The sequence below is a fragment of the Yoonia sp. D2-7 genome (assembly GCF_055809435.1).
On record NZ_CM147912.1, the window covers coordinates 975,473 to 998,110 of the forward strand.

Genomic DNA, 22,638 nt, shown 5'->3' on the forward strand with positions numbered 1-22,638 from the left:
CCATATTCGCGCCATGGTTTTAGCTCCAAGCAGCAAAGGATTTAGACCATTGGACCAAGAAGTTGAGAGAAAGCTCCATATCGCTAGAGGTACGGATTTATGGTTAACGCCGAATCTGTCGGAGGGAATGTTTGAAGACAGAAGGATTCAATTCCGGGAACGATTAGGGTGGCCGGTCGATGTCGATTCATTTGGTTATGAACGGGACGCTTATGAGAAAGAAAATCCTCTCTATGTGATGGTGGCCGATGATAACGATTCACATTTAGGATCGTTGAGGCTACTTCCGACCACCGGACGAACGATGATTCTTGATCATTTTCCTGAAGCAACCAACGGGAAAGCGATCAGATCTCCAGAAATCTGGGAATGTACACGGTTTTGCTTGTCACCTGATAAGAGTGTAAAAGCCGGGCTTGCCTTATTGACGGTAACCGCAAGGTTAATGCAGGAGGCCGGCCTCCGTCATCTCGTAGCAGTTTTTGATGAAAAAATGTTCCGTTTGTACCGAATGCTCGGCGTGTCTCCTGAAGTCATTGGATCATTCGACTATGCGTCAGGCACAGTCACTGCTGGGCTATGGTCTTTCGATTCCGAAAGATTTGAAGCACTCAAGAAAGCGTCGGAAGTAGACACTCTTGAACTCGAACTCGTGATCGCAAATACCGAAGTTCCGTGGAAAGTTAAGGCTTTCGAGAACTCATAAGCGTGCTGCTTGCCTGGAAACAGGAAACATTTAAGCCTTTGCACAGCCCCAGATCAGCAGAGGCTTTTCCTTCAATCTTTGAGATCGAACGGGATTGTGCGGAAGATAAAAACGAAAACCCGCGAGGGCCTTACGGCTGTCGCGGGCATCTAAGAAATTGGAAGACTTAAAACTGCCTTCTACTACGTTCCGGCTAGGGTACGATGGATCAGTTGTCAACACGCGTGCTCAGCCGGTTTCTGTATTTTAAGCATTGGTTGCCAATATGATTTCTGAAGGGCCCAAATGCGCAAGCATACTGTACCACAGCCGCCATGATCTCCCTAGACGTGCAGAGCAACGATCTAATTTTCGATGTGCAATTGCAGCGAAAGTCTCTTTCGAGCCCAATATCACCGATGCTGCAAAGAGTATGGACGGCTGCTTTGTTGAAACGCGCCGATCAAACCGTCATCCCTACACTCGCTTGCATCATAAATTGCGCACCAATCGGCCGCGTTGCGGCACCGATCGCGCGGGCCTTGCCGCCAATGCTGCCGCTTTCGATCCTAGGTTGGATCAGTCCACGTGTATCTTGTGTTACGACGTAGCGGCGAACTCGGCTCACGAGATCCTCGCGCACACTGGTCGGAAATGCTCCGTCAATTAGGATCGCTTCAAAATCTATGACCGAGCAGGTCGACAGCGCGGCCTTGGCAAGTTCTTGTGCTGTTTGACCCAACCAAGGGTCAACATAGCGTGAAAGGGTATGCCAGCTGTCTGGGTCCGACCAGAGTTGCTGGGGGTTCAAATCCACCTCACGAAGGCGCAGTTCCAACTGATGGATCGAGGCCATATCGACCAACTGCATGCTTTCTCCGTTGGGGCCAATACTTCGAAGTGATCCCAGCGCGCCTGCGTTTCCCTGACGTCCCTCAAAGACCGAATTGTTCAGCACAACTCCGCCACCGATGAACGCTCCAATGAAGAAATATGCATAGTCCCGAAACTCTTTGCCGCGACCGTAGGTGTGCTCGGCCTGACACGCAGCAGTGGCGTCGTTTAAAAGCAATACGGGCAAGCTGACACGTGATTGGGCCTCCTCTTTCAGATCGATGCCTTCCCACGGCGACAAGGCCGCAGACATGTCTAAGGACCGGTCTGGCCAGTTCCATAACTCAAACGGGGCCGCGATCCCAAGGCCACAAATCCGCTCGGCGTGCGCTGTTTCCATATCATCCATGATGTCGCGAACGCTAACTTCCAGAAATTCGAAGATGTCATCAGGAACCGGGACAGGGTAGGTCAATTGCCGCTCTTCGCGCAGGTTGCCATTCAAATCGAGGAGCACCAGATCTGTGGACCTTCGCCCGATCTTGAGGCCGAATGAAAATGCGCCATCTGACGCTAATTTCATTGGAATAGAAGGCTTCCCAACCTTGCCCCTAACCGGATCTCCCGTTTCCAAAATCCCCTCTCCCTTAAGGCGTCGAAGGATGCTTGAAACAGTGGGCGGGGAAAGCTCGGCCAATCGTGAAAGGTCGCTGCCTGGCATCGGACCATTGCGTTGCAGAAGCGACAGCAAAAGCCGTTCGTTATGATCCCGAACGCCCTTTTGGCTTAAGCCCGTGCTGATTGATCTGATAAGCCCGTCTTCCATTACACCACCATAACAGCCATACAATGCAGGTAAATAGATTAATAAGAAAAGTTAACTAACTAATTGACAGGTGTCTGAGAATCGCGTTTCCTAAGGCCAAGCGATGGGTGAGTGCCGGTCGCACATTCGTTGGGGTGGAGGCCCTGACCAATCAACCGTCTGGGAGGACATCATGAAAAAGTTGCTTATCGGCACCGCTCTTGCCGCCATTACATCCGCTGGTTCCGCGATGGCTGACGGCCACGCCACTTCTGCATGCCTGATCACCAAAACCGACACCAACCCGTTCTTCGTCAAGATGCGCGAAGGGGCGACCGCAGCTGCTGAAGCGGCTGGCATCACACTGAACTCCTACGCGGGTCAGGTTGATGGTGACAACGAAGCACAGGTTGCTGCGATTGAAACCTGCATCGCTAATGGCGCATCCGGGATCCTGATCACTGCATCCGACACCGCGGCTATCGTGCCATCGATTGAACAGGCTCGCGAAGCTGGCCTTCTCGTCATCGCGCTGGACACACCGCTGGACCCTATTGATGCAGCTGACGCGACGTTTGCAACCGACAACTTCCTTGCCGGTGAGTTGATCGGCCAGTGGGCTGCAGCAACACTGGGTGATGACGCGGCAAACGCGAAAATCGCCATGCTTGACCTTGCGATCAGCCAGCCAACCGTTGGTGTTCTGCGCGACCAAGGTTTCCTGACAGGTTTTGGCATCGACACAGTTGATGTGAACAAGTGGGGCGACGAAACAGACGAGCGTATCATCTGTAACGAAGTGACCGCCGGCAACGAAGAAGGCGGTCGGACAGCGATGGAAAACTGCCTTGCCGTCGATCCTGAGATCAACGTGGTCTACACCATCAACGAGCCTGCCGCTGCGGGTGCATATGAAGCTCTGGCTGCCATCGGTCGTGAAAACGACGTGTTGATCGTGTCTGTGGACGGCGGTTGCCCGGGCATTCAGAACGTGGCTGACGGCGTGATCGGTGCGACGAGCCAGCAGTATCCTCTGTTGATGGCGTCTTTGGGTATCGAAGCGATTGTCCAGTACGCGGCTGATGGCAAACTGCCAGAAAACACTGCGGGTAAGAATTTTCTAGATACGGGCGTGTCCCTTGTCACCGGTCAGCCTGCCGATGGTGTCGACTCTATCGACGTCGCTGAAGGCACGGATCGCTGCTGGGGCTAAGCCCTGTGGCCCAGGTGTGATAACATCCTGAAAGAACCAACGAGACGGGCGGCACGCCGCTGCCCGTTTCCAACTTGGCCCATCAACGGCCGTTCATAAAACACGACATTGGGGGGACGCAGATGACCGATAGTCAAAGCTACGAAGACGTGGTTAAGGACAAAACCGAAACGCAATTCGCACAGTTCGACGACGAACAAAGAGGATTGATCGGCAAGGTCCAGCACGCGCTTCATGTCAATCCGGCCCTTGTTCCCCTGATCATTCTGGTCACAGCGATTGCGCTGTTCGGAATGATCCTTGGCCAGCGGTTCTTTTCCGCCGGCACGCTGACCTTGATCCTGCAACAGGTGCAAATTGTCGGAGTTCTTGCTGCCGCGCAGACCCTTGTTATTCTGACGGCGGGAATTGATCTGTCTGTCGGTGCGATTGCGGTTCTGTGTACGGTGATCATGGGGCAATTTACATTCCGCTATGGGCTTCCGGCAGAGCTGAGCCTGATGATCGGGCTCGCCTTTGGGGGCGCTATCGGCGCGATCAGCGGGTTCCTTGTGAGCCGCGTCAAAATCCCTCCGTTCATCGTGACCTTGGGCATGTGGCAGATTGTTCTGGCGTCCACCTATCTGTTTTCCCGCAACGAAACCCTGCGCAGCAGTGATCTGCGCGCCGATGCGCCTGCGCTTTTGTTCTTGGGCAACAAGATCCAGATCGGCGGGGCGAATTTTACCTTTGGTGTGATCTTGATGATCCTGATCTTCATCGCCCTTGCCTATGCGTTGCGAGCGACGGCATGGGGGCGACATGTCTATGCCGTGGGCGATGACCCAGAAGCCGCGCAACTGGCCGGAGTGAACGTCCACAAGACCCTGATGTCGGTTTATATCATGGCTGGTCTGATCTGCGCGGTGGCCGCATGGGTTATGATCGGGCGGTTCAGTTCTGTGTCGCCATCGGCATCAACCGGAGTGATTGGGAACATCCAGTCGATCACGGCGGTGGTGATTGGCGGCATCTCTCTGTTCGGCGGTCGCGGATCGATTTTCGGCGCATTCTTCGGTGCCCTCATCGTGGGCGTGTTCGAAATGGGCCTGCGTATGGCAGGGGCTGATCCGCAATGGACCTTCCTGTTGATCGGCATGTTAATCATTGGCGCTGTGGCGCTTGACCAGTGGATCAGAAAGGTATCGTCATGACACAGCAACATCCCATCCTGTCCGGCAAAAACCTTGTGAAACGCTACGGCAAGGTCACCGCCCTCGATCACTGCGACTTCGAGCTGTATCCCGGCGAGATCATGGCCGTGATCGGCGACAACGGCGCAGGCAAGTCATCGCTGATCAAGGCCCTGTCTGGGGCCGTGGTCCCCGATGCCGGTGAGGTCTATCTGGAGGGTCAGAAGGTCAACTTCAAATCCCCCATAGACGCACGTCATGCAGGCATTGAAACGGTCTACCAGACCCTTGCCATGTCGCCCGCCTTGTCGATTGCCGACAACATGTTCATGGGCCGCGAAATTCGCAAGTCAGGATTCATGGGTAAGGTTCTGCACCAACTGGATAAGAAGAAGATGGAAGAATTTGCCCGCGATAAGCTGTCCGAGCTTGGGCTGATGACCATCCAGAACATCAACCAAGCGGTGGAAACGCTTTCGGGTGGTCAGCGCCAAGGTGTCGCTGTAGCCCGCGCGGCTGCGTTTGGCTCGAAAGTCATTATCCTTGACGAACCGACAGCGGCCCTGGGGGTCAAAGAATCGCGCAAGGTGCTGGAGCTGATCCTTGATGTGCGGTCACGCGGGATTCCGATCATTCTGATCAGCCACAACATGCCCCATGTCTTCGAGGTCGCAGACCGAATCCACGTCCACCGACTTGGCAAACGACTGTGTGTGATTGATCCTAAGGACTATACGATGTCAGATGCTGTGGCGTTTATGACGGGGGCGAAAGAAGCTCCGTAGACTTTATGTTTATCGTCGATTGGTACAGCGTCAATTTCCGAAACCGGTCATTGGTGCAGCTGTAGCGAAAGCTCAGTACGTCTGCTCGGCGGACCTTCACGAAGATATCTGTGAAGGTCCGATCGGGGTCAAATCAGCCGCACGCAGCGACAGTAGGACTGCCAGCCTGACGTAGGGCGACAACTGTAGCCTTTCAGTGCAAGCACTTCGCAATTGCCCGCACTACTCACGCATAACCCAGCGTTTCTTAAGAAATCGTATTGGCAATCAATGCATAAATTGCACGGTCCCGCTGAATAGGCATGGTCTGTTTTTGTTGGCAACTGATACGACGGACCCTATCCGGTGCGCAGTAAAAGGCAACTTTGAGTCTTCCAATTTCTTAGATGCCCGCGACAGCCGTAAGGTCTTCGGGGGGTATCCTCCCCATTATTGCGCTCGAGCTCCTAGATTGAACGCGAAAGTCCACTTTGCAGACGTCTACTTTCTGGCTGGATACGCGGCCGAAATTAGACTTTTTATGGGGTTTAGCCAAAGGTTGCTTCCAAACGTTTTTCCCGTTCACATGTAAGTTGAAACAATTTTGCACGTTCAATGAACTTATCTCAAAATGGCATGGCGTCGTTGACCGGAGGTTAGTGACGCAAAGCAGTATCGCGGAGGCAATCAGTCGTGAGTTTCTATCGAAAAACCTCGGTAGCTTTAGTGTCATTGGCAGTTTTGGCACAGGCTGCGAGCGCGGATGTTTCCACCATTGCAGAAGCATTTGTAGACATGTGCCCTTCGGCGCTAGCACGGGGGATATCGCCGCGCGATCTTGGTATGGTCCCGCAGGTTGATGGAATGTCGCAAGTCATCACAAAAGAACTAATTGAGAGCATGCCCGGTGTGTTTTGGCGCAGTGAAACGACTGACGTTAGAATGTCGCTTCCTTTGGGCCGCCTATCGTGTGGAGTTGGGGGGGCAATCAGTAACCCATCTGCTGCGCTGGCCGCGTTCGAGGATTGGGGTTTGGAGCATCCAGCTCGGCTGCAAATCATTGAAACACAAACCTTTGGTCAATCTAGCTCGACGGCAGGTGTATTGCTGGAGCTGTGCCTGTGGGACCCTTCCGATCAAAGCGAAAATCGCGCGATCGGAGAAATGACCAAGGGTGCGGAAGGCTGGGCGTTGAACCTCACACTTTACCTGCATGAAGCATGTAGGCCCGGCAGTTGAAGTAGCCCAAAGCAAGGCTTTAGGCAAAGCGTGTCAAATGCGAAGCCAACTTAGAGCAATTTGCGGCGCCTGCAAAATGGACAAAAAGGGGGATCAGTGGCGGTACGGCATGAAGACTGGCAGCATTTCGGCCGGCAATGACCGCTACACAAGCAAAAGGAGTTTGCTCATGCAGTTCGCAAAGAGTCTTGTAACCTCTGTACTCGTCATCGAAGGTGACCATCTATGGTCCACAAGGCTCAAACAGTGAAAGTCACAGTCGATGCCCAATCAAAATGTCGAAGCGATCAATAAGGTTGAGGGTAACTGCCTTTGCGGAGCGATATCCTTTGAAGTGTCCTGCTGCTTCGATAAACTGTATTTTTGTAGCTGCAGCCAGTGCCGTCAAATTACCGGATCAGCTTTTGCATCGAATTTATTCGTTCGGGCTGATGGGTTCAAATGGGTGAGTGGCAAGGAAAAAATTAAATTCTACCAACTGCCAGGACGCGACATCTCCAAATCGTTCTGTCGGGATTGCGGATCCGGCGTTCCTTGGGCAAGCAGCGATAGATCAAGTATGATCGTACCTGCCGGAACACTGAGTGGGTCTCCCGACATTGTCGAACGCCTCAGAATATTTGTTGCCGAATTGCCTTCATGGGCTTCCGAACTTGAGCGTCTCGAGACCCACGAGAAATTTCCCATTTAGCACCTCAAGCGGCCTGCTGGCACAGATATTGGCGTGGGTGAACTCTATCCGGCACTGCGACCACTGTTAATCAAGAGCATAAGGAATATCGCCCAACACATAGAAATTCGCTATTACGGCGAGGTCATCATTTTTCCCAAAGGATTTCGGCCATGGACGCCCCAATCTGGACTATTTCACCTTTATTAAACACGCAATTGCCTGGCGTTCCCCTTTCCCCGTTTGTATTGGATGGCGGCGAATTGCGCAAAATGGCGCAACGCGAAATCAACCTTGCTTTTGGGCACACCATGAAGGGCGAACCACTAACATCTGGCGACCGTCCGGACGCATTGGTGTTTCTAGACCCGACCGCTGATGCAGATAATAACTGGCTGTTAGATTTGCTCGCGCCTCTCAAAACGTTCCGCCACCTTGGGCAGCTTTATGTGTCCGGTGATGTTGCCAACGCGCTTGGCGAATTTGATCTGGGCGACGGTGGCCTGTTTGATACTCCGATCCTGCAATCCGATCTGGCGACCCCGTTCGACGTATCCTTTTCCATGCTCGGCTATTGGAACAACCGCGACACTGTCGACCGCGAAAACACACCGCGTTGCAAACCGGTTTATCCCGACACGCCTGGGTCGCTTTACAAGCTGCCTTTGAACCTGACAGGGCGCGATGTGTACGTGCATCCGTCTGCGGTAGACGGGCCTGATATGTGGTTTGATCCAATGATCACGAACGTCCAGTTCGTCAGCGACCGCGTCGCACAAGCGCTGATTGCGGCTGGGGTCGACCAAGATTTCGAAATCAATCAATGCCAACATGTCCCGGATTGGACAGAAAGATGTTTGCGGGCATGAGTAGCACTATTTGGGCAAGCGATATCGAAGCCCGAACCGAGGCGCAATCAGCGTTCGGTTTCTGGCGTCGTGCAGATGCAAAGCCGGGCCAGATGTTCCCCGATGGGGCAACTGAACTTAGCGATATCTTTAAACGGATCAGAAACGGCGAGCCGTTTTCGGATGATGAATATCCGAAACGCCTTGTGTGGGATGATGGCAATGCCAAACCATATTCCGGAAAAGTGCCCGCAGTGTTTACCAGCGGTTTCATATTTTTGCGACAAGACGTTGCCGAGATATTTTCCGGTTTTGATCTTGGCGATGCGACGCTTGTTCCGTTTGATCTGTACGAACAGGACAACACGACCAAAATCGATGTCAAAGTGTTCGCGCTGGTGTCACGATCACGGCAGCGCACAATTGATCTGGACTCGCCGAATTTGCGCAAGGTCCGGTATTCAAATCCGCCCAATTTCAAGATGCCTTTAGAACCGGATGATCTTGCGAATCTAAAGGTTTTGGACCTCCCCACAGACTGTCCTGCCTATTGGGCCGACCCACGGATCTACTTTAGTATTTTCATGAAGTCTGACCTTGCCAACGCCTTGGTCAACGCCGGCTATGGCAAGGAGTTTTTCCTGAACAAGCTTGGATAATCCGCTCTTGCGCCGAAACTTGCAAAAATCGAGGGCCTCTCGATAAAATGATACCGTGGACCTTCCCGGCGGACGGCTCGCAAGAAGATTTAAGGACAACTAGTGACAGTTAGCCGACATTCGCGCAATCGGAGCGAAATGGCGCTTTGTCCGCAGATCGTGAGTTCATTTGCGTTGATATTTTGCAGTAGCAGCGAAAGTTCGGAATGACCGGCCGCACCATTGCAGTGGCACAGTACGGTGAATGGCAGCAACGGGCGGTGCCCGTAGGTCAGATCACGCTCGTTCGGTCGTATCGTGTTGGTGCGGCTAACGGCGGCGGCGAACCCGATCTACCAAATTATCGCGCCTGTCTCTCTAGGTTCATGAGGTTCAAAAGAGTCTCTGGGTCGAGGTCATTCCCGTTGTCGACCGAGACAACATAGCTGAGAAGATTGACTCGTTCCTGGCTAGGGTTTTCCACCACTTCGATACCCTCACCTACATCATACATGTGTCCGTGTTTTTGAAAGTTAGCGCACGCCTTCGCCAATGAGTATGGGCCATTAGGTCCGTCCCAGACATGGTCAGCCGAGTCCTTGTTTTGCCCATCGTCTTCCCACCAACAGACGGTACAAATCTCGTAGACTCCGCGTTCTGAAAGAGTCGGAAAATTGCAACATGGGCAAGATAAAAAACGTTGATCCATCCACAATCAATGCCCACAACGATTCAAAAGTTCAACGGCCCAAAACTCCGCATTGTAACAGTTCATGCACGATGCCGCGAACAGCGGTGGTCCCCGAACCTGCCATTCCTGATGTCTGCGGCGAAGGTCTCGAAGGGGCCCACAGTCCCTCATGCTGCGAGGTGCATGAACAGCGACAAACCCTGTGTTGCAGCCATCGGCGCAAGAGGCAGCATTGCCCACATTGGGCTCGGAGAAGACCTTCGATGCTTGCTGCGCCAACGACCGCTTTCTCAAAAATGGTAAAACTATGAGTCGTAAAAGGTAAGAGTAATGCGTTGGCCAAAATCGGATTGATTCAAAATCAACGGCTTAGCTTTATGAAAAAAGTAAAACTATGTGTCGCCCCACAACACTTGTCGAAAACCGAGATAACTTGCCTTTTTGCGCGGTAAGTTGCCTTTTTCGGCGTGCATTGCGGACCTTTCTTTTCAATTTGATTGCCATGGCTTGTTTCTCGCGTCTTTCAATCGTTGCAGGTTTTCAAGACAACGCACGTAGTGCGCTTGCTCTGAAACCTTGCCACGTGGCGAACGCGGGAGGGGGCGAGGCAGGTCTATTCGACGGCAGTGGTGCGGCCCGCAGGCGCTAGCCGAGGACACGGTGCTGTCTAATGGGCTTGCCCGAGGGGGAGGGCCGCGCCCTCACCCTGACGCTGTGCAGCGGCGTTCGGCTTGCCCGAACCCCCAACAGCCATAGAAAGCGCAGGATCGCAGATCCGTTGCCCCAGCGACCGTCACCCGTAGGGCAGATCGGCGCGGCCCATAGACAGCATGAGACAAAGGAAAGGCACCGGCTCTGAAGGAGACGTTGCCCGACTATTGTATCAGGTGGCGATGGGTTGCGCTGTTCTGGGTGAAAGCTGCTCCTTGCAGCTGGAAGCTAGGGCGCGGTGACACATCCAAAGGATGGGGCGGGGGCCATGCTGCAATTGCAGCCAAACGCAGCATTGGCGGGAACCGGACCTTCGCTGCAATGGCAAAAGACTCGAGATAGCCTCCTCAAAGCAGACATTGTTTTCTGTGTTTTAGCCAATCAATCTTTAGAAGCCTGTGTGGTTACTTTGGTTTTTTCCTGAGGTTGAAGCTCACAAGGTTGCAAGAACACCGTAGCCCCTCTGGAGAAGTGTTTTTGGGCGTGATGTACAACCATGATCCGCAGTCATCGCATTGCGCGCAGGCTAAAAGATCCTTGAACGCTTGGACTATGGGTTTGAAGTCGTTCGGACTGAAGTTGGCCCATTCATTGAAATGCACCGCTTTGTTGACCGTCCAATCTTCTTCGCCCTTTTTGGTATTGGCTTGCTTGAGCCGTTGTTTGCGAGCATGTGCTTTGGTCTTTTGGTCATCATTTCCCCAAGACTGCGCAGAGTCGACGGCATTTCCCAGTAGGTTTGATAGCCTAGACATAGCACTCGGTAACAGCCCTCCGAGATCATAGCTGTTATCAGCTCTGAAGACCGTCTGCGCTCCTAGTTGATCCGCAAGCAGGCGCGACACAAATTCCATGTGACGACGCAAAATCGGAGCTGCAACTCCGACCTTACCCTTGGACAAAGCAGCATCAATTTCCGCCCAAATTTCAGGGTTCGCCTCGACCAACGGCCCAGTATCGACCGACCAACTGTCAAATACCATAGACGTCTCTCGCGTCACCAACTTTGCTGAGCGCATCTGCTCCGCCCAAACTTTGTCATGCGTCGCAATCACAAACTGCGTGTTTGGGAACTCCGTCATCAACAGCTTGCAGAACTGATATCGATGGTCTGCATCGACCGACATCACAACATCATCGAGCAGCGCGACGGTAAAGTTATTGCCGAGGAGACGCTTCATTAGCGCAAGGTAGAGACATACCCCCATCCCATCTTGATGACCTTCGCTATGGAAAGCTCCGGGGGGAAAGAGGCCCCGCTCATAAAAGTTCACGTCGAAGTCAAGACGTCCTTCTGCGGCCTTGAAACGGGCGACGAATTTTTGCTCGTCACCATCATTCAAGACACGATAGAAGTTGCTGAAATCATCTTCGACAGCCTCATAGAGAGCGTCGAGTTCCGACTCCATTGCAGCACACCAAGCGTCATAAGCGATTTTCCCAGCATCATGGGCCTTTTGGGCCCCTTTCTCAATCTCGCGGGCCGCTTTGTAATCTTTAAACCTTTGTTCCGCATTGATTAGAAAACTCTGCGCAGCCAAGGTTGCTGACTGGTCGGGCTTCGCACGGACTACGTCTACAAAAGCCATCAGCTTAGTTTCGAAATCTTCCGGAATGGCTGGCCATCCGAATGTCAGGCGATCCTTGAGCTCCAATACCGTCGAAAACGACTTTAGCCGTTCCTGTAGAGAGGCCAAGTCTTTGCCCCATGCCACCACGCTGGCCAGCATGTCCGTCGCGTTCTCAACTTTCGCGATGCGGTGTGTTTCAAGCAATAGTGCCTTCAGGTTGCCCACATCCGTCGAAAGCAACGCTGCATGATCTGTGAGTTTTTGCTTAAGCTCCCCAGCTGCTTTCGATTTCTGCTGCTTTTCGTGCAGATGAGAGAGAAGGTGAGCTTCATCTGGCCATTCATGGTCGCACATCGGACATGCAGGGCCATCCACCAACTTTAATCCGCGTTCCACCAACTCACGTTGCTGCAGCGAAACAAGCAGTAGTGAGTCATTTTCAAGTTGTTCGATTTTAACAACAAGGGCTTCTGCGTCTGGCGATGTTACCTGACCAAGCTCAGTGATCATCTTAGTGAGCTTGTCTAATTCAATCAGTGCTGCAGGTTTGTTAAGGGATTGTTCATCGGTCGGCTCTGCCAACCCTTGATCAATTATTGTCTCGGCCGTTATGATATCGTGGATTGCGAGACCAAGCAGCTCACGCTTTGCATTCACTGCTGCCAACATCTCAGCGTTAGACAACGATACAATCCCCAAGTGCTGCAGCAAAGTGTTCTTCTTGTCCTCCGCATCCTTTTTTGCAGCGGTCGCAGCGCGATTGAGTTTTCCTACAGCAGTATTCAGTGCCGAACGGGTTTTGCCTAGTTCATCGACCTTCAGAATCTCTTGAATTTGGGTGGAGCGTTTCGTCGGTTCGACGAGGATAAACTTTAGAATTTCTCGTCTTGCCAATGTTATCTCGGGATGCTGAGCAACCTCATCCAACATCGCGACAATATCCGGATCGTTTGGCTCGATTTTTGGCTTTTTAGGCGCAGAAACCTTACGGGTAAGCTTGGCGCTTTTTCCAAGTGTCGGAAAGAACACTTCTAGCTCTACAAAAGCCGCATCTGGGAACTTTACGTGATCTACATGAGGTCCATGATCTGCAAGCGACAACCCTTTGGTTCCCGTCCCAGCCAGTCTGCCTACCTGACCTGTAAGCGCAAATTCGATCGCATCGATGACCCCGCTTTTTCCAGAACCATTCGGGCCAGATACAGCGAAAGACTTCTTAGCAAGATCAATGTCCAATTTCCGAATGCCGCGAAATTCTTCGATATGCGCAGAGACGATTTTGATCACAGGATCTCCCCACCTTCTGGGAGGGCAAAGATCGCCGTTAGATCGTCTGCTTTGACCTTCCCGTCCGCCTTCAGGAGCGCTTCAAGTTTCGCTGTCTTGGATTGATCAAAGGACACATCGTCCCCGAGGGTCTCGAGAAACTTACTTAAAACTGCTTCTTGAAGTGATGCCATTGTCCCACCCTTCTTCCATTCTTCATAACTATAGGTTGAACGCCAGCTTTCCGGAAGCTGCGATGTCGCGGAATCTCTATTAGTCAGCGATGCACTTTCAGCGACAGGCCTGCATGTAGCAAAAGCGATTTGCCGACCGTAACTGGATGGCCGCTTTGCCTAGCTGCACTGCAGTAAGACAATTGCATGGGCAACGGCAGGTTTGGGCCGTGCGTGTCGATTAAATCGAGACCGTTCGGCCGGATCGCGGCGACGCGGCTAACGGCAGGTGTGAGCCCATGTTGACAAATTGCTGCGCCGCGGCAAGGTTCCCCATCTATGATCAAAGATCGTGAGTTCAGACATGAAAAATACTGCTAACCGAACTTTTGGTGTCGTCGGGCTCGGCAATTTTGGCAGCACCGTCGCAAAGGAGTTGCAGCGATTCGGCAATCACGTCGTCGGGGTCGACATATCCGAAGCACGCGTCATAACCCTTGCCGATACACTCTCTCAAGCCATGATTGTGGATGCACGCGATGATGCGGCTTTGCGGGAAGCGGGCTTTGGTGATTGTGATGTGGCCGTAGTTGCCATGGGCGACGATCTGGAGGCCAGTATCCTTGCGGCGATCAACCTCAAACTTGTCGGGGTTCCGGTTGTTTGGGCCAAAGCCACGACCAAAACGCATCACCGAATTCTGAGCAAACTTGGTGTCGACAGGATCATTCATCCGGAAGTTGAGGTCGGTCAACACATCGCGCAGGTTTTGCATAACCCGCTGGTGCGTGACTATGTCAGCCTGGGCAACGGCTACCACGTTGTCAATTTTCGTATCCCTGAAAGCCTTGAAGGCAAGAGCCTGAAAGACCTGCCGCATGGCGATAAATTCAATCTGCGTTGCATCGGGGTCATGCGGGGAACCGATTACGTAGGGCAAGATGCGACAGGATGCCAACTGGAGCGGCACGACCTTCTACTATTGCTCGGCCAACGAAAAGATCTGCGCAACTTCGCAGCTAGCCTCTAACCATGGTATTTCGGCCCTCGAAACTGGTGAAGCGGTTCGCGACCCTGCGGATGCCCCCCCCCGCGGTTCTGGTGCTCTTTTACCTCGCCTTCATCATCGTGGGTGCGCTGCTGCTCTGGCTGCCGATCTCACATCACGGTGAAATCGGACTGGGCGAAGCACTGTTTACATCAACCTCTGCCGTGACCGTAACAGGGCTTGTGCTTGCTGACACGGGTGCTGCTTTTACGGGCTTTGGGCAGGCTGTCATTGCCGCGCTCATTCAGCTCGGCGGGTTAGGCTTGATGACTTTTGCGGTGCTCTTGCTCGGGGCGCTCGGCATTCCGGTAGGTATGCCACAACGCCTGATCCTGCGCGAAGACCTGAACCAGACATCGCTGTCAAACCTGACCTATCTTGCGCGCATCATCTTTATCATCGCCCTGGTCTGCGAGGTGATCGGGGCCGCCTTGCTTGCCCTGGTCTTTGTTCCTGAGTTCGGCTGGCATGGCATATGGCAGGCGGTTTTTCATTCTATTTCGGCCTTCAATAACGCGGGTTTTGCGCTTTATCCCGACAGCCTCTCTCAATGGGTAGGCCACCCGATCGTCAACATTGTGATCCCTGTCACCTTCATTCTGGGAGGCCTCGGGTTCATTGTCGTGGGGGATATCTATCAGAAACGCCAGTGGCGCAAACTTACGCTGCATTCCAAACTGATGCTGCTCGGAACCGGCATTCTGATTGCCTGGGGGAGCATCATGTTCGGGCTTCTTGAATGGACGAACCCCAACACCTTGGGCCCGTTGAGCACTGGCGAAAAACTATGGGCAAGTTGGTTTCAGGGGGTCACGCCGCGCACGGCCGGGTTCAATACGATCGACACCGGCGGAATGCATGACAGCACGACCATGTTGACGATGACTCTCATGTTGGTTGGCGGTGGCAGCACCTCGACTGCAGGAGGGATCAAAGTGACGACACTCTGCGTGTTGTTGCTCGCCACTGTCGCTTTCTTCAGGCGTCAAACAACATTGCACGCCTTTGGGCGATCTTTGGGTGTCGACGAAGTCATGAAAGTCCTCGCTCTCACGACCATTTCAATGCTTCTGGTACTAACGGGCATTTTTGTCACGTTGATCAATCACGACGGTGAATTCATCGACCTCGCGTTCGAGGTCACATCGGCATTCGGCACAGTGGGTCTGTCGCGCGGGACGACCGGAGAGCTTGATGGTATCGGCAGGGCAATCATTATGGCGATGATGTTCATCGGTCGGGTTGGCCCTCTGGCCATCGGTTTTTTCCTCGCGACCCGCAGCGCGCCGCGGGTAAAGTACCCCGCAGGGCAAATATATCTTGGGTAGCCAAGCGACATAGGTCGAAGGACCGCTTCGTCCCGTACTGCCGCCAGTTCGCCACCTCCGAGTCTTTGCGCTCGCGGCGAAGGTCCGCAATGCGGGCTGCGGATGCAGCATCTCGACTGATCGATGAACGGCAGGTTTGGGCCGCGTCTGACTATGTGATCAATTCCACTTTTCAGATTGACATGCTCCCCAGAGACAAGCGCTCATTAATGGTTGTCGTGCAATTTGTGGAGCCTTGAGACATTTGTTCACAAATTTGAATTTGTTCCTCTTTTTGAAATTTGTGAACATTTTTCGTTTTGTATCAATTACTTGAGGGAATCGAATCGATTGTGTTTCGTGAATTAATCACGCTACATTGTAAGGCAGACGTAATCGGGGGATTGTCTGCAATGATTGATCTTGAACGGCATGACGCAATTCGCAGAAGGCTGCGCGCGCTTGGCGTTAATTTCACTGATATCGCAAATTCTGTCGGTTGTGTTCCAAGTCTTGTGACCATGGTTTGCCAGGGTCACAGGTCAAATGTTGCTATTGAAACGGAAATAGCGGCTCGATTGAACGATGTTCCATCAAACCTATGGCCTCATAGATACGAGGAGGAAACCAAATGAAGATTTAACCCCAAAAACGAGAAACGGCCAAGGCCGGTTTCCCAGTCAAGGCCGCTTCGTATCATTTGGATCTGATACGTAAGCTTCTCCTTTCGACTGTTCAATGTCAAGTCAGAACGCCCTTTGGGGCGCTCAATTCCTTTGTCTCAATAAATGGAGAAGCGCCCTTGGGCGATCGGTGAAGTTATGCCGGTCGTCAGGGCCAACACAAACATGAATTATTCATCTAACCGTACGTTTCGCAGGGCTCTTGCGAGCCGTTCCAATCGCCGGATCAACCCACGTGGCCGCAGTGGTCGTGGCGCAATTGTCTGCAGGTTGCCGAACTGGCAGTTTGATCGCCGTGTCATATTCGAGAGCATTCTAGAAATGCACGTGCTGCTTTTATTGCTCGCACGGCGCGACACCATAGACCTTTGGGAGCAGCGCGGGCCCATCAGATATACTGATGCGCATGACGCGACGCGCCACACCTACTTTGACTTTGTGGTCAAACTGGCATGCGGCAAAATGCTCGCCATTGCTGTGAAGCCTGCAGCGATTGTTGAAGAACATGGCTTTCGGCAGGAGCTGGAGCTGATCAAGGCGGCAACTCCTTTGAGCTTTGCCGATGACGTCGTGTTGGTGACAGATCGCTCGTTCACACCTGCAGAGGCCAGAAACGCGCAACGGTTGCACGAGTTTCGTAGGTATCCAGATGTCGAGGCCGACGCGGCAATTGCGTCTTTGTTGGCTGATCTCGATACACCTACGACGATTGCTGATCTGGTGCAGAAGTCAGGACTTGATGGGCGAGGCTTTCGAGCTGCGTTTCGCGCTCTGTTCACCGGACAAGCCAAGGTCTTGAACGTAGGCGATATCACCCCGCAGACGATGATCACCGCGGAGGTGGCGTCATGAGAGTACGCTTTGATCCGAGTGACGCGTTTGAGTTGGCGGCTGTGCTCTATATGATCACGTTACAGTCCAAAGATGGGATTGTCCTGCAGCAGGTCGATAACGCGGACATCACGCTGTCCTTTAGCCATGACGAGGTCACGGCTCTCCTAAAGGATCCGACGACGCGACTGCGACGGGGATTCTTTTCCAAGCATCGCGCAGTGTCGCGTCTGCATACTAGTCAAAAGTACCTTGCGACAGCAAAGCCGAAAGCGCGCTCAGACGCTTTGTGGCGCGAGGTTTGGGTTCAGGTTACTTCAGCTTCGGTACATGCCAAGGAAATCAATCGGACTGAGACATCGATTACCCAGTTCATGCCGGTGCTGCGCCAACGGGTGAATGCCATTTGCGTTGATGCGCAGTACCTGGGGTCATCAGGGCAAGCTGGTAGGAAAGCAACCATCCGCAAAGCGCCATGTGCGAAAACATTATTGAATTGGCTACGTCGCTATGAACGCGCGGGCGGATGTCCGTTATCGCTGATGAACAAGCAGCGCTGCGAGACGACCTACGTTAGGCGATTTGGCACGGAGGTCATGAAGGTCCTCAACGCGTGCCTGTGGGAGTTTCTATCGCTGGGCAAGCCGACACCCGCAAAGATCGTCCGCGATACCCAAGATCACTTCAAGGAGCTGAATGCGGAACGCGCAACCGACGGCCTGCCTGATCTCGTCATTCCATCGGCCTCGGACATCAAGCGCCGCGCGTCTCAACTCAAAAAGTTCCAGTGTAAAGTCGGGCGTTACGGCAAAAGTGCCGCTGTGCGTGACATGAGCATCTATCAAGAGGGCTTGAAGATCTTTCATCCTTTGCAATGGGTGGAAATGGATGAATGGAAGATCGATGTCTATTCGCTGCTGGATGAAGCGGGATGCCTTGATGGCCTGAGTGAGCAACAAAAAGCGACCTACAAAGTTGGCCGCAGATGGCTGTGTCTCGCGATTGATGTGGCGACACGGTGCGTCGTTGGTATGCGGCTTGCGCAGAGGCCGACGCCGGCTGACGCGATCAGCACGCTTTCTTTGATCACAATGGATAAGACTCCGCTTGCGCAGGCAGCAGGGTGTGAGTCTGGTTGGGGATTTTTTGGTGGTTGCGGCACCGTTTCTACGGACATGGGGCCCGCGTTCATCGCCGATGAGTACCGTGTTGCAGTCGCGGACTTGCGTTTTACGCAGTCGGCTCCGGCTGCAGGCGTCCCCAAACTTCGCGGGCATGTCGAGCGCATTTTTGGGACCTTCGCATCACAGTTGATGGTAGAACTCACAGGGCGCAGTTTTTCGAACTCTAAGGAACGCGGGGACTACCCGGGTGAAGACTTGGCTGCTGTGACAGACGATGATCTCGTTCGGCTGTTCACACGGTTTGTCGTCGATATCTATCATAACGTGCCACATGCGGGATTGGATGATGAAACACCTGCCAATGCATGGAAGCGGCTTGCCAAGGAGCAAGGCGTGACAGCGACGCCAGATGCGACAACACTGTGTTCCGTGTTCGGGATTGCATTGCAGCGCAAGATTGATCGCCACGGTGTGCTAGCGCATGGCATTCACTACCTGTCCCCCGAGATCGAGCAGGCCTATTCCGACGGCGCCCGATCCAAAGTGGAGATCCGCGTCGACCCGCACGACCTGACCTTTATTACCGTGTATTTGGATGGGGAATGGTATCCAGCTCACGCGGTATCAGACAGTGTCTGGGGGCTTTCGCTTGTCGAGTGGACCGAGATTTGCCGCAATTTACGTCTCAAACATAAGAAGGAGGCGCAGCTATCTGAAGATGTCGTGCGGCGTGCGCGCAAAGCCATTCGCGCAATCAACGCCGATGCGATGGCGCTGCGGCGCCTGAAACCAATGACATTGACGACGGAAGAGTTGGAGCGTGCAGAGCGTGAGTTGTTCATGTCGCTCTCGATCAAGCCTTCCAAGCATGTGCCGCCGGTCAAAGATGCGCCCGAAGGGCTTGGGCTGTTGGGCGATGTGATTGATCCATCAGGGTCTGACAGTGTGGATCAGGGTCACGATGATCAAACAGATTTGCCCGTCGACGCGCCTGATCCGGGATCGGAGCGGGAGCCGCAATCGGACAATAATCCGCAAGAAACCAAGCCAAGCGACGATGAAAACGAGCCCCAGAAGGGTCGCTCAGGCGGATTTGGGTTCCGCCATGACTGATGATCGCATTGCTGACCAAATTGTCAGGCTCGGTATGATCTTTGCCGAGCACCCTGCCTACGCGCCCCTGGAGAAGAAGTTCTTTGACCTTGTGTCCTTGCGGCGCGCGCAGCTGGCGGCGGGGATCGCACCCGAAGTCGAAGGTATCGTTGTCACCGGCCCCCCTGGGGCCGGCAAATCGATGGCGGTGCAAGAATTGCTGCGGTCGTTCCGAGAAGGAGATGATGGCGGCGATGATGGTAACATCTGCGAGGCGCTGAGTTGTTTGGTGCCATCTCCTGCCACCGAGAAGTCGGTTGGTATCACCTGTTTGAGGTCCCTTGGATACAAACTTGAGCGGGACCGCCCGGCCCATATTATCTGGGACATGGTGCGCGATAATCTGCGAGATCGCCAAACGCTCTTTGTGCACTTTGATGAGGCGCAGCATCTTTGCGAAAAACAAACCCCGCGTGAAATCCAATCGGTGATCAGCACCCTGAAATCCTTGTTGCAGAACCCCGGATGGCCTGTTGGTCTCATCTTGTCGGGCACGCCGCTGCTGAAGGACATGATCAATCAAGACGCGCAATTGACGCGGCGATTGTATCCGATCGAGTTGAAAGCGCTGAACGCACTGCAGGACATTGATGCCATTATCGGAACCCTTCGCTTTTATGTGGGCAAGGCCGGTTTAGACGTGTGCCCTGATAGTCTTTCGGCTGAATTTGTGGCGCGCTTGGTCCACGCGGCCTGCGGTGAATTTGGCCTTCTGATCAAGTTCATCATCTTGGCAATTGAACAGGCACTGAGGCAGGGGAAGACCGCGGTTGGGCCTGCGCAGTTCCAATCAGCCTATGCGGACAAGTCAGGCTGCATGGACGGCATGAACCCGTTTATCGCGGTGGACTTCGAGCGGATTGATTGCAGCAAGCTTTATGGGGAGGGCGACACCTATGGCATTTGAACCTCGTATCAGTTTCCCGCTCAAACGGTTCGAAACAGCGACGTCTTATGTGTCGCGCCTAGCGCGGTTTTTCCACGTGGAGACGCCGCACGACTTTTGTCTCGATCATGGTTTCCGGTGGCAAGACGTTGTGCGGGGCGATGATGTTCTCCTTGAACGCGTCGCGCGCATCGGCGGGGCCTGTTCCGCTGATCTGAAACATTGGGCTGTTCGCAGTACTGCGTCTCATCGGTTTGTGGTGGCAGGGCAGGAGGGCACTAAGAGCTCGCTCATTCGCACGCGGCTGCGAGTGTGCCCGCAATGCCTTGTTGCGGATCGGATCGCTGATTGGCGGCATGGTGCATACCGTCGGCACTTTTGGCAGTTCGCAGCAATGCGGGCTTGCGATAAGCATCATTGCCCGATCATCACTTTGCCGCACGAGCGCTATACGATCCACAACTATGACTTTGCAGGTCAAGTCGAAAGGCATTGGGATCTCATTGCGGGTGCAGCAAGCGATTGCGCACACCAGTCTGCAACTGACCTTGAGGCCTATGTGATGTCCCGCCTGATGGGGAAGCCGTGCAATCCGTTTTTGGACGCTATGCCGATGCACATCGCCACGCGATTGTCTGAGGTATTGGGCTTTGTGCTGTTGTTCGGGTCGAAACGTTTGATCTCGAGTGCGTCGGAGGCTGAACTGGCAGAAGCGGGGCAGGCGGGTTTTGACGCACTGCAGACGGGCGAGGAGGGGCTTTGCAAGGCTTTGGAAAGTCTGGTGGCGCCAGAGGCTTTGCGCACGGTGCACCACAAATCCGATCTGGGAGCATTATTTGAATGGCTCAGGACGTCCGCGCTGGGGGAAGCGTTTGAGCCCCTGAAAAACATCGTGCGCGACTTCATTTTCCGCAGCTATCCGATCCAAGAAGGTCAAACTGTTTTGGGGAAGGCTTGCACATCCCGCGAGAAATACACGGTACACACTGCCTGGCAGACACTGGGCATGCAGCGCAATCGCATGAACAGGGTCCTTCTGTCAGGCGGGCAGGCCCAGCTTGATGATGAGGACAAATCCATAAGGCTTCATGCCGCCCTGGATGTCACAGACGTCGCCCGTATTGCGGCGCAAATGGAGGGGCGTCTGACGGCGCAACAAGCGAGCGCGCGTTTAGCTGTCAGCACCGAGGTTCTGCAGCAGTTCAGGGAACGATCAATTTTGACGCCAATCATCGACGCGTTGGATCTCATTCCAAAGTACGAACAAGCGGACATCGACCGGCTGCTCGCGCGGCTGTCACATCGCGTGACTGTGCGAGGTGCGTCTCATGCAAAGCTTGTCCCGATCACGGAGGCATCGCAGCGCGTCCGGTGTCCCAGCGCTGATATCGTCTCGTTCATTCTGGACGGACACCTGCAGACCATCGGGCACGATAGCGCAAAAGATGGGCTGTCAGGCTTCCGTATTTGCATTGGGGAATTGCGGTCACTGCTGCCAGTGCCTGAGCTGCCGGGACTGCCCAAGGGGGATGCCGCACGCGCGCTGCGTGTAACATATCCCACGATCAAACATCTCGTCGATCACGGACTGCTGAGTGAGGAGCGCGCGATGAACCCAAAGTCGCGTCAGCCCATCACGGTCATCACGTTTGAAAGCATCACAGCATTCAGCGCGAAATACGTCACGCTCGGCGAATTGGCCAAAGAGTACCGCCGCACAGCCGGGCCTTTAGGGTGTCATCTCGAAGCCAAAGGCATTTGCCCCATCGAGACGCCGCTGAAGATCAGTTGGTACTATGAACGTCATGGATTACGTGCGCGGTTGGCCGCGATTGGGTTGAAGGCTCCGGTTGATCGGCGCCAAAGGCGACAGAACACTGATCGCCAGACCCAAGAACATCGGGAGGCAAGGCTTTGATTGTGAAAACTACGCAATTGCAACCGGATCCGAGATGATGGCACTCTGCGATCTCCAGCAAAACATGTCGTAGTCCGACTTTACGACGACGGAGATCTCGTCACACAGCTACTAAAAACGAAAACCCGCGAGGACCTTACGGCTGTCGCGGGCATCTAAGAAATTGGAAGACTCAAAGTTGCCTTCTACTGCGCTCCGGATAGGGTCCGCTGTACCAGTTGTCAACAAAACAGACTATGACTATTTGGTAGGACTTTGTGCTGGTGTCCGCCATGGGGATGGTTGCAGTTCGTCTGGTAACTTTTGTACTTCCTGCAGCGCTGTCTTAATCAAATGATCGGTTAAGTTGCATTATCGTTCTTGGTATATGCCCAGTCAGTCTCGAAAAAGAATGAGATACTATGGAAGG

General features: G+C 53.6%; 19 protein-coding genes. 15 read left to right on the forward strand and 4 right to left on the reverse strand.

From position 1 onward, the window contains the following. The first annotated feature begins 49 nt into the window (after positions 1-49). Positions 50-706, forward strand: coding sequence for an acyl-homoserine-lactone synthase (locus AC0L7R_RS04760; RefSeq protein WP_473659167.1), 657 nt, complete (start codon positions 50-52; stop codon positions 704-706). 442 nt (positions 707-1,148) lie between these two features. Here the strand turns inward: AC0L7R_RS04760 and AC0L7R_RS04765 are convergent, their stop codons facing one another. Beyond that, complete coding sequence (locus AC0L7R_RS04765; protein ID WP_473659169.1) at positions 1,149-2,345, reverse strand: ROK family protein; 1,197 nt, start codon at positions 2,343-2,345, stop codon at positions 1,149-1,151. 172 nt (positions 2,346-2,517) lie between these two features. Here AC0L7R_RS04765 and AC0L7R_RS04770 point away from each other — a divergent pair, with 172 nt between their 5' ends. The 7 genes from AC0L7R_RS04770 to AC0L7R_RS04800 all read left to right on the forward strand — a co-directional run bounded on the left by AC0L7R_RS04770 (position 2,518) and on the right by AC0L7R_RS04800 (position 8,889). After that, positions 2,518-3,537 (forward strand): substrate-binding domain-containing protein, encoded by a 1,020-nt coding sequence (locus AC0L7R_RS04770; RefSeq protein ID WP_473659171.1) that lies wholly within the window; start codon positions 2,518-2,520, stop codon positions 3,535-3,537. Between the two features lie 122 nt (positions 3,538-3,659). Next, on the forward strand, positions 3,660-4,730 hold the full coding sequence (locus AC0L7R_RS04775; RefSeq protein WP_247127287.1) for an ABC transporter permease: 1,071 nt from the start codon (positions 3,660-3,662) through the stop codon (positions 4,728-4,730). Beyond that, a complete protein-coding gene (locus AC0L7R_RS04780; protein WP_473659172.1) occupies positions 4,727-5,494 on the forward strand; it encodes an ATP-binding cassette domain-containing protein in 768 nt (255 codons plus the stop codon). Before AC0L7R_RS04775 ends, AC0L7R_RS04780 begins: the two co-directional genes overlap by 4 nt. Before the next feature lie 672 nt (positions 5,495-6,166). Then, the gene (locus AC0L7R_RS04785; RefSeq protein ID WP_473659174.1) at positions 6,167-6,712 is read left to right on the forward strand and encodes a hypothetical protein; all 546 of its coding nucleotides are present in this window, start codon (positions 6,167-6,169) and stop codon (positions 6,710-6,712) included. Between the two features lie 262 nt (positions 6,713-6,974). Further along, entirely contained in the window at positions 6,975-7,403 is a 429-nt protein-coding gene (locus AC0L7R_RS04790) for a GFA family protein (RefSeq protein WP_473659176.1), read from the forward strand. Positions 7,404-7,555: 152 nt separating this feature from the next. Beyond that, positions 7,556-8,251 (forward strand): hypothetical protein, encoded by a 696-nt coding sequence (locus AC0L7R_RS04795; protein ID WP_473659177.1) that lies wholly within the window; start codon positions 7,556-7,558, stop codon positions 8,249-8,251. After that, positions 8,248-8,889 carry a hypothetical protein gene (locus AC0L7R_RS04800; protein ID WP_473659179.1) on the forward strand — a complete coding sequence of 214 codons (642 nt, stop codon included), beginning with the start codon at positions 8,248-8,250 and terminating at the stop codon, positions 8,887-8,889. The genes AC0L7R_RS04795 and AC0L7R_RS04800 overlap by 4 nt, the downstream gene beginning before the upstream one ends. Before the next feature lie 340 nt (positions 8,890-9,229). Here AC0L7R_RS04800 and AC0L7R_RS04805 read toward each other — a convergent pair whose 3' ends face one another. The 3 genes from AC0L7R_RS04805 to AC0L7R_RS04815 all read right to left on the reverse strand — a co-directional run bounded on the left by AC0L7R_RS04805 (position 9,230) and on the right by AC0L7R_RS04815 (position 13,301). After that, positions 9,230-9,577 carry a CPCC family cysteine-rich protein gene (locus tag AC0L7R_RS04805; RefSeq protein WP_473659181.1) on the reverse strand — a complete coding sequence of 116 codons (348 nt, stop codon included), beginning with the start codon at positions 9,575-9,577 and terminating at the stop codon, positions 9,230-9,232. A 1,097-nt stretch (positions 9,578-10,674) separates the two neighbouring features. After that, positions 10,675-13,128 carry an AAA family ATPase gene (locus tag AC0L7R_RS04810; RefSeq protein WP_473659183.1) on the reverse strand — a complete coding sequence of 818 codons (2,454 nt, stop codon included), beginning with the start codon at positions 13,126-13,128 and terminating at the stop codon, positions 10,675-10,677. Then, entirely contained in the window at positions 13,125-13,301 is a 177-nt protein-coding gene (locus tag AC0L7R_RS04815; RefSeq protein ID WP_473659185.1) for a hypothetical protein, read from the reverse strand. The genes AC0L7R_RS04810 and AC0L7R_RS04815 overlap by 4 nt, the downstream gene beginning before the upstream one ends. A 343-nt stretch (positions 13,302-13,644) precedes the next feature. Between AC0L7R_RS04815 and AC0L7R_RS04820 the strand changes: the two genes are divergently transcribed. The 7 genes from AC0L7R_RS04820 (at position 13,645) to AC0L7R_RS04850 (ending at position 22,229) form a co-directional block, all read left to right on the forward strand. Beyond that, a complete protein-coding gene (locus AC0L7R_RS04820) occupies positions 13,645-14,310 on the forward strand; it encodes a potassium channel family protein (protein ID WP_473660357.1) in 666 nt (221 codons plus the stop codon). Between the two features lie 2 nt (positions 14,311-14,312). Beyond that, positions 14,313-15,656 (forward strand): potassium transporter TrkG, encoded by a 1,344-nt coding sequence (locus AC0L7R_RS04825; RefSeq protein WP_473659187.1) that lies wholly within the window; start codon positions 14,313-14,315, stop codon positions 15,654-15,656. 392 nt (positions 15,657-16,048) lie between these two features. Next, on the forward strand, positions 16,049-16,270 hold the full coding sequence (locus AC0L7R_RS04830; protein ID WP_473659189.1) for a helix-turn-helix domain-containing protein: 222 nt from the start codon (positions 16,049-16,051) through the stop codon (positions 16,268-16,270). Positions 16,271-16,483: 213 nt separating this feature from the next. Beyond that, positions 16,484-17,170 carry a PDDEXK family nuclease gene (locus tag AC0L7R_RS04835; protein WP_473659191.1) on the forward strand — a complete coding sequence of 229 codons (687 nt, stop codon included), beginning with the start codon at positions 16,484-16,486 and terminating at the stop codon, positions 17,168-17,170. Then, positions 17,167-19,386, forward strand: coding sequence for a Mu transposase C-terminal domain-containing protein (locus AC0L7R_RS04840; RefSeq protein ID WP_473659192.1), 2,220 nt, complete (start codon positions 17,167-17,169; stop codon positions 19,384-19,386). Before AC0L7R_RS04835 ends, AC0L7R_RS04840 begins: the two co-directional genes overlap by 4 nt. After that, complete coding sequence (locus AC0L7R_RS04845) at positions 19,331-20,332, forward strand: AAA family ATPase (protein ID WP_473659193.1); 1,002 nt, start codon at positions 19,331-19,333, stop codon at positions 20,330-20,332. Before AC0L7R_RS04840 ends, AC0L7R_RS04845 begins: the two co-directional genes overlap by 56 nt. Next, positions 20,322-22,229, forward strand: a complete 1,908-nt coding sequence (locus AC0L7R_RS04850) for a TniQ family protein (protein WP_473659195.1) — start codon at positions 20,322-20,324, stop codon at positions 22,227-22,229. Before AC0L7R_RS04845 ends, AC0L7R_RS04850 begins: the two co-directional genes overlap by 11 nt. Positions 22,230-22,638 lie beyond the last annotated feature (409 nt).